Source organism: Geodermatophilus sp. SYSU D01036, assembly GCF_054050435.1.
Window position 1 is genome coordinate 121,245 of sequence record NZ_JBJGZJ010000013.1, and the last position, 6,343, is coordinate 127,587.

The window sequence follows — 6,343 nt, forward strand, 5'->3', positions numbered from 1 at the left end:
CCGGCCGGGCCATCAGTGGGCGGTCCACCCGCCGTCCATGAGCAGCGACGTGCCGGTGACCGAGGCCGCGGCGGGGGAGCACAGCCAGGCGACGGCGTCGGCGACCTCGGCCGGCTCGATCAGCCGCTTGAGCGCCGCCGGCGCCAGCATCACCTGCTCGACGACCTCGTCCTCGGAGATCCCGTGGCTGCGGGCCTGGTCGGCGATCTGCCCCTCGACCAGCGGCGTCCGCACGTAGGCCGGGGCCACGCAGTTGGAGGTGACCCCGTGCGGGGCGCCCTCGAGCGCGACCACCTTCGACAGGCCCTCGAGCGCGTGCTTGGCGGTGACGTAGGCGGACTTGAACGGCGACGCCCGGTGCCCGTGCACCGAGCTGACGTTGACCACCCGGCCCCAGCCGCGCCGGTACATGTGCGGCAGCGCGCCGCGGACCAGGCGGAACGGCGCCTCGACCATGAGCCGCTGGATGGTGGAGAACACCTCGACGGGGAACTCGTGCAGCGGCGCGACGTGCTGGAAGCCGGCGTTGTTGACCAGTACGTCGACGTCGAGGTCGAGCGCGTCGACGGCGGCCAGGTCGGACAGGTCGACGGCGACGGCGCTGCCGCCCACGGTGCGGGCCACCTCCTCGGCCGCCGCGCCGTCCCGGTCGACGACGACCACCGCGGCGCCGGCCTCGGCCAGCCGGGCGGCGACCGCCCGGCCGATGCCCGACCCCCCGCCGGTCACCATCGCCCGCCGTCCCCCGAGGTCCTTCGCGCTCATGGCGGCGACGCTAGGCCCCGGGTACGGCCCCTCCCACGGCGGCGGCACACACACCTCCGGCCACGGGGGTGGGTGCCGCCCACACCGGGTGTCCCCGCCGGCCGGGGCACCGGTCGGGCCCGGGACATGTCCGCGGACCACATGACCTGGTTCACAGAACTGGCCTCCGGCACATGGGCAGGCCCACGGGCACTTCCTAGCGTCGGTCGGGTCCGGATCCGTCCACCGAGGAGAACCGCGTGTCCGCACCCACCCAGACCCACCAGAGACGGAGCTTCGGCCGCGTCGTCGGTGCGAGCATCATCGGCACCACCGTCGAGTGGTACGACTTCTTCCTCTACGGCTCGGCCGCCGCGCTCGTCTTCGGCCCGCTGTTCTTCCCCGACTCCTCCGACTTCGCCGCCGTGCTGCTGGCCTTCGGCACCTACGCCATCGGCTTCGCGGCCCGCCCGATCGGCGCGCTGGTCTTCGGCCACTTCGGCGACCGGGTCGGCCGCAAGAAGCTGCTGGTCGTCTCGCTGCTCATGATGGGCGGCGCCACCTTCGCCATCGGCCTCCTGCCGACCTACGCGACCGTCGGCGGGCTCGCCCCGCTGCTGCTGGTGTTCCTCCGCCTGGTGCAGGGCTTCGCCCTCGGCGGCGAGTGGGGCGGCGCCGTCCTCATCGTCTCCGAGCACGGCCGGCCCGAGAACCGCGGCTTCTGGGCCTCCTGGCCGCAGGCCGGAGCGCCCGCCGGCCAGCTCCTCTCCACCGCCGTGCTCGCGCTGCTGGCCGCGTTCCAGTCCGACGCGGCCTTCGAGTCCTGGGGCTGGCGCATCCCGTTCCTGCTCTCGGCCGTGCTCATCCTGGTCGGCCTGTGGGTGCGGCTGGCGGTCAGCGAGTCGCCGGTGTTCCTCGAGGCGCAGCGCGTCGCCGAGGCGAAGGCCCGGGAGACCGGCGCGGCCGAGCAGGCGCCGATCGCCGTCGTCCTCAAGCGCTACAAGCGCGAGGTGCTCGTCGCCATGGGCGCCCGCATCGCCGAGAACGTCGCCTTCTACATCCTCACGGCGTTCACCACGGCCTACCTCACCAAGGCCCTCGGCCTGGACGCCTCCTTCGCGCTCAACGCGCTGCTGATCGCGTCCGCGGTGCACCTGGTGACCATCCCCCTGTGGGGCGCGCTGTCCGACCGCGTCGGCCGCCGGCCCGTGTACCTCCTCGGCGCCGCCGGCACCGGCATCTGGGGCTTCGCCCTGTTCGGACTGTTCGACACCGGGAGCTTCGCCCTCGTCGTGCTGGCGCTGATCGTGGGCCTGCTCTTCCACGGCGCCATGTACGGGCCGCAGGCGGCGTTCTTCGCCGAGCTGTTCGGCACCAAGGCCCGCTACACCGGCGTCTCCATCGGCGCCCAGCTGGCCTCGCTGGTCGCCGGCGCGCCCGCACCGCTCGTCGCGGTCGCCCTGCTCGGCAGCTTCGAGGACCCGAGCCCGACGCGCGTGGCCGTCTACCTGGCCGTCTGCGCCGTCGTCACGCTCGTGGCGGTCCTCGCCTACGGCGAGACCCGCGTCCGCGACCTCGCCGCGGACGACGCCGTCGAGACGGCGGACCGGGCGGCCGCCCGGGCCTGACCGCAGCGCACACGCCACGGGGCGCCTCCGATCCGGGATCGGGGGCGCCCCGTGGCGTGTGCCGGTCTAGCTGGCCTCGTTGCCGCCGCGCACCACGGAGTCGTCGCGCTGGGCGTCGTCGTCGGTGGTGAGGGTCGTGTCCTGCTCACCGCCGTCGGGACGGTCCTCGCCGGTGACACCGTCGACCATGTTGCTCGCGGTCGGACCGTCGGTGGTGTCCGGGGACTCGCGGTAGCCGGTGTGGTCCGTCTCGCTCATCAGTCCGATCTCCCTCCGGAACGGGGCGTGGGCCCCGGGACCTCGCCGGACGGGCCGTCCGTCCGGGCCCGGGCGATGTCGCTGTCGGCACCCGCCGGCAGGTCGTCGCCGGAGGCGGCGTCCCGCTCGAGGGCCTCGTCGCGGGTGAGGGGGACGTCGTCGAAGCCGGTCCCGGTGCTGCTGTTGTCGCCCGAGCCCGACGCGGTCGGGATGCCCTGCTGGATGCGGTCACTGCCCTGCGGGTCGGTCATGGTGCCTCCTGTCCGACGGCGCTGTCGCGGGAGGCCATGCCCGCCGTCGTCCCCGCGAAACGGCCACCGTCGAGGTGCCGGGACGACGACGGCCGCCGTCCCCCCGAGGGGACGACGGCCGACAGCCGTGGCGAGGTCCGGAACGGCCACCCTCCAGGGGCCCGCGCCGAGCTCGCGAGGCGTGGGGAGGGGGGTCCCTCGTCAGAAGGCGCCCTCGGGGACCTCCATCAGCGCGTTGTCGGTGGCCTCGACGACGGCCCGCTCGCCCGCCAGGCGCGGCAGCACCTGGGTGGTGAAGAAGCGGGTGGCGGCGAGCTTGCCCTCGTAGAACAGGCGGTCCTTCTCGCCCACCTCGCCGGCCAGGGCGGCCAGCGCCACCTCGGACTGGCGGACCAGCAGCCACGCGGTGACCAGGTCGCCGACGGCCAGCAGCAGCCGGCTGGTGTTCTGGCCGACCTCGTAGAGCCTGGTCATGTCCTGCTGGGCGCCGGTGAGCTGCCCGAACATGGCGGTGAGCATCGCCTGGACCTCGCCGAGGGCGGTCGCGAGGTGCGCCCGCTCCTCCTTGAGCCGGCCGTTGCCGGCCTCGGCGTCGATGGTGGCCTGGATCTGCGAGGCCAGCCAGGTCAGCGCGACGCCGCCGTCCTTGACGATCTTGCGGAAGAAGAAGTCCTGGCCCTGGATCGCCGTCGTGCCCTCGTAGAGGGTGTCGATCTTGGAGTCCCGGATGTACTGCTCGATCGGGTAGTCCTGCAGATAGCCCGAGCCGCCCAGGGTCTGCAGCGACTCCTGCGTGAGCAGCTGGGTGGCCCGCTCGGAGCCGAAGCCCTTGACCACCGGCAGCAGCAGGTCGTTGACGCGGGCGGCGAGCGTGGCCTCCTCGCTGTCGGCGGTGCCGGCGGCCTCGGCCTCGGTGACCCGGTCGCGGAGGCTCGCCGCGTACAGGTACAGCGCCCGCATGCCCTCGGCGTAGGACTTCTGCAGCATCAGCGAGCGGCGGACGTCGGGGTGGTGGGTGATGGTCACCCGAGGGGCGTCCTTCGACGTCGCGGTGAGGTCGGCGCCCTGCACCCGCTCCTTGGCGAACGCCAGCGCCTGCTGGTAGCCCGCCGACAGGGTGGCGATCGCCTTGGTGCCCACGAACATCCGGGCGTGCTCGATGACCTTGAACATCTGGGCGATGCCGTCGTGCACCTCGCCGACCAGCCAGCCCTGGGCCGGGACCGGGCCGTCGCCGAAGGTGAGCTCGCAGGTCGTGGAGACCTTGAGGCCCATCTTCTTCTCGACGTTGGTGACGTACACGCCGTTGCGCTCGCCGAGCGCGCCGGTCCCGAGGTCGACGTGGAACTTGGGGACGACGAACAGCGACAGGCCCTTGGTGCCGGGCTTCGCGCCCTCGGGGCGGGCCAGCACCAGGTGGACGATGTTGTCGGACAGGTCGTGCTCGGCGGAGGTGATGAACCGCTTCACGCCGGTGATGTGCCAGGAGCCGTCCTCCTGCTGCACGGCCTTCGTGCGGCCGGCGCCGACGTCGGAGCCCGCGTCGGGCTCGGTGAGCACCATCGTGGCGCCCCACCGGTGCTCGATCATCAGCTCGGCGAGCCGCTTCTGGTCGGCGGTGCCGAGCTCGTGCAGGACGGCGGCGAAGGCGGCCCACGCGCCGTACATGAAGACGGCGGGGTTGGCGCCCAGCACCATCTCGAACGCGCCCCAGGTGAGGGCATGCGGAGCGCCGAAGCCGCCGAGCTCCTCGGGCAGGTCCAGGCGGTACCACTCGCCGTCCTCGAGGGCGCGCACGGAGCGCTTGAACGACTCGGGCAGCGTCACCGAGTGCGTGGCGGGGTCGAACACCGGCGGGTTGCGGTCGGCGTCGGCGAAGCTCTCGGCGACCGGACCCTCGGCCAGCCGCCGGATCTCGGCGAGCACGCCACGTGCGGTCTCGGCGTCCATCTGCGCGAACGGGCCGGTGCCGAACCGGTCCTTGGTGTCGAGGAACTCGAAGAGGTTGAACTCGAGGTCCCGCAGGTTCGCGGTGTAGTGGCTCATGCGGTCAGGCTCCGTTGCTCCGTGCCGTCGGGACGGCGAGCAGGTGGCTACTCGCCGGTAACGAACGTTATTACCGGCGGGTAACCAGGAGCAAGGCCGCGGTCCGGGACACGCCCGCAGGGGTCAGGCGCGTCCCGGGCCGGGGGGGTCAGCGGTTGCGGCGGCGGGCGCGCAGCACGAGGCCGGCGAACGAGGCGATCAGCGCCCCGAGCGCCGCGGCGATGAGCAGCGCCACCACCAGCGGCGCCTGCACGTCACCGAAGACGAGGCTGATCTGCACCGTCTGGCCGTTGAACACGACGAACAGCACCAGCAGGACGGTGACGAACAGCAGCAGGCCGAGGGCGAGGCCGCGGCCGATGGTGCGGCCGGCGGCCCCGGCGCGCGAGGGCGCGGAGGGGCGCGGCGCCGCGGGGGAGGTGCCGGGGGTGGTGCCGGCGGGGGTGGTGCCGGCGGGGGTCGACGGGGTGCCGTGGCCGCCGGCGAGCGGGTCGCTGCCGGGCGCGGACGTGCCGGACGTCGGGTACCGGGGGTCGGCGGGCGAACCGGGAGCAGTCATGATCACGGACTGTCCGCGGGGCGGCCCCCTCAAACCGCGGACCCCCGGGTTCCGCCCGCGGGCGGGGATCAGTCCCGGTGCGCGGCCGGCTCGGTCTCCGCGGGTGGCCAGGACGGGCCGGCGGCGCCGTCGGCCGGGCCGGTCGCCTCGGGGCCGTCGGAGTCGGGCGCCGGCGGGCCGGACTCGCTGCTGCCCAGCGGGCCGACGGAGCGCGGCTCGTCCGGCTCGGGCATCTTCTGCTCGCGGGTGCTCACCCGCCCGAGTCTGCGGCCCCGGCGGGCGGGCGGCGACCGGACGGCGTCAGTCGTCGAGCGCGGGGCCGGCCTCGTGCGCGGGGTGCCCGGCGGTGCGCTCGCGCTGCTTCATGCGCGCCTCGAACACGTGCCGGTCGCCGTCGGCCAGCTCCTCGCGGGCCCGCTCGTCGAAGGCGCGGAACACCGACCAGTAGTTCGCGTCGTAGTCCTCGACGATCTGGAAGGTCCACCGGTCGGCGATGACGTTGCGGCCGACGAGGTCGCGGTCGAGGTCGTCGGCGAGCTCGGTGTGCCCCGCCTTGCGGAACAGCTCCACCGCCTCCTGCAGGAGCAGGTCGGCCTTGCCGGAGTGCTGGTGGAAGCCGTAGAGCTGGCCGCGGGCCTGCTCGATCGTCTCCAGGGCCTCGGAGAGCCTGCCGAGGCCCTCGACGGTCGTGTCGTCCAGGTCGGGGCGGCTGCGGTCCACGGTCACCGGCCCATCCTGCGGGCCCGGGACCGGGCCCGGGGGGGGGGGGGGGGGGGGCGGCCCCGGGGGGGGGGGGGGGGGGGGGGGGGGGGGGGGGGGGGGGGGGGGGGGGGGGGGGGGGGGGGGGGGGGGGGGGG

Annotated in this window: 8 protein-coding genes; 1 reads left to right on the forward strand and 7 read right to left on the reverse strand. The window is 74.3% G+C overall.

Features of this window, described 5'->3' with window-relative positions; all coding sequences use genetic code 11:
- Positions 1–12 precede the first annotated feature (12 nt).
- On the reverse strand, positions 13–765 hold the full coding sequence (locus tag ACI8AR_RS14645; protein ID WP_457051676.1) for a 3-hydroxybutyrate dehydrogenase: 753 nt from the start codon (positions 763–765) through the stop codon (positions 13–15).
- 239 nt (positions 766–1,004) lie between these two features.
- Between ACI8AR_RS14645 and ACI8AR_RS14650 the strand changes: the two genes are divergently transcribed.
- Positions 1,005–2,372: an MFS transporter gene (locus ACI8AR_RS14650; protein ID WP_457051677.1), complete on the forward strand. Its 1,368-nt coding sequence runs from the start codon at positions 1,005–1,007 to the stop codon at positions 2,370–2,372.
- 66 nt (positions 2,373–2,438) lie between these two features.
- Here ACI8AR_RS14650 and ACI8AR_RS14655 read toward each other — a convergent pair whose 3' ends face one another.
- The 6 genes from ACI8AR_RS14655 to ACI8AR_RS14680 form a co-directional block, all read right to left on the reverse strand.
- On the reverse strand, positions 2,439–2,630 hold the full coding sequence (locus ACI8AR_RS14655; protein ID WP_456939178.1) for a hypothetical protein: 192 nt from the start codon (positions 2,628–2,630) through the stop codon (positions 2,439–2,441).
- Entirely contained in the window at positions 2,630–2,881 is a 252-nt protein-coding gene (locus ACI8AR_RS14660) for a hypothetical protein (protein WP_457051678.1), read from the reverse strand. Before ACI8AR_RS14660 ends, ACI8AR_RS14655 begins: the two co-directional genes overlap by 1 nt.
- Before the next feature lie 201 nt (positions 2,882–3,082).
- Positions 3,083–4,927 (reverse strand): acyl-CoA dehydrogenase, encoded by a 1,845-nt coding sequence (locus ACI8AR_RS14665; RefSeq protein WP_457051679.1) that lies wholly within the window; start codon positions 4,925–4,927, stop codon positions 3,083–3,085.
- Between the two features lie 148 nt (positions 4,928–5,075).
- Complete coding sequence (locus tag ACI8AR_RS14670; RefSeq protein WP_457051680.1) at positions 5,076–5,486, reverse strand: lipopolysaccharide assembly protein LapA domain-containing protein; 411 nt, start codon at positions 5,484–5,486, stop codon at positions 5,076–5,078.
- Between the two features lie 68 nt (positions 5,487–5,554).
- Complete coding sequence (locus tag ACI8AR_RS14675) at positions 5,555–5,740, reverse strand: hypothetical protein (protein WP_456927414.1); 186 nt, start codon at positions 5,738–5,740, stop codon at positions 5,555–5,557.
- A 46-nt stretch (positions 5,741–5,786) separates the two neighbouring features.
- On the reverse strand, positions 5,787–6,212 hold the full coding sequence (locus tag ACI8AR_RS14680; RefSeq protein ID WP_456903131.1) for a hypothetical protein: 426 nt from the start codon (positions 6,210–6,212) through the stop codon (positions 5,787–5,789).
- Between the last annotated feature and the right edge of the window lie 131 nt (positions 6,213–6,343).

Coding starts and splice junctions, on each gene's coding strand:
- ACI8AR_RS14655 (WP_456939178.1), bottom strand. CDS start 2,630: ATGAGCGAGACGGACCACACCGGCTACCGCGAGTCCCCGGACACCACC.
- ACI8AR_RS14645 (WP_457051676.1), bottom strand. CDS start 765: ATGAGCGCGAAGGACCTCGGGGGACGGCGGGCGATGGTGACCGGCGGG.
- ACI8AR_RS14665 (WP_457051679.1), bottom strand. CDS start 4,927: ATGAGCCACTACACCGCGAACCTGCGGGACCTCGAGTTCAACCTCTTC.
- ACI8AR_RS14670 (WP_457051680.1), bottom strand. CDS start 5,486: ATGACTGCTCCCGGTTCGCCCGCCGACCCCCGGTACCCGACGTCCGGC.
- ACI8AR_RS14660 (WP_457051678.1), bottom strand. CDS start 2,881: ATGACCGACCCGCAGGGCAGTGACCGCATCCAGCAGGGCATCCCGACC.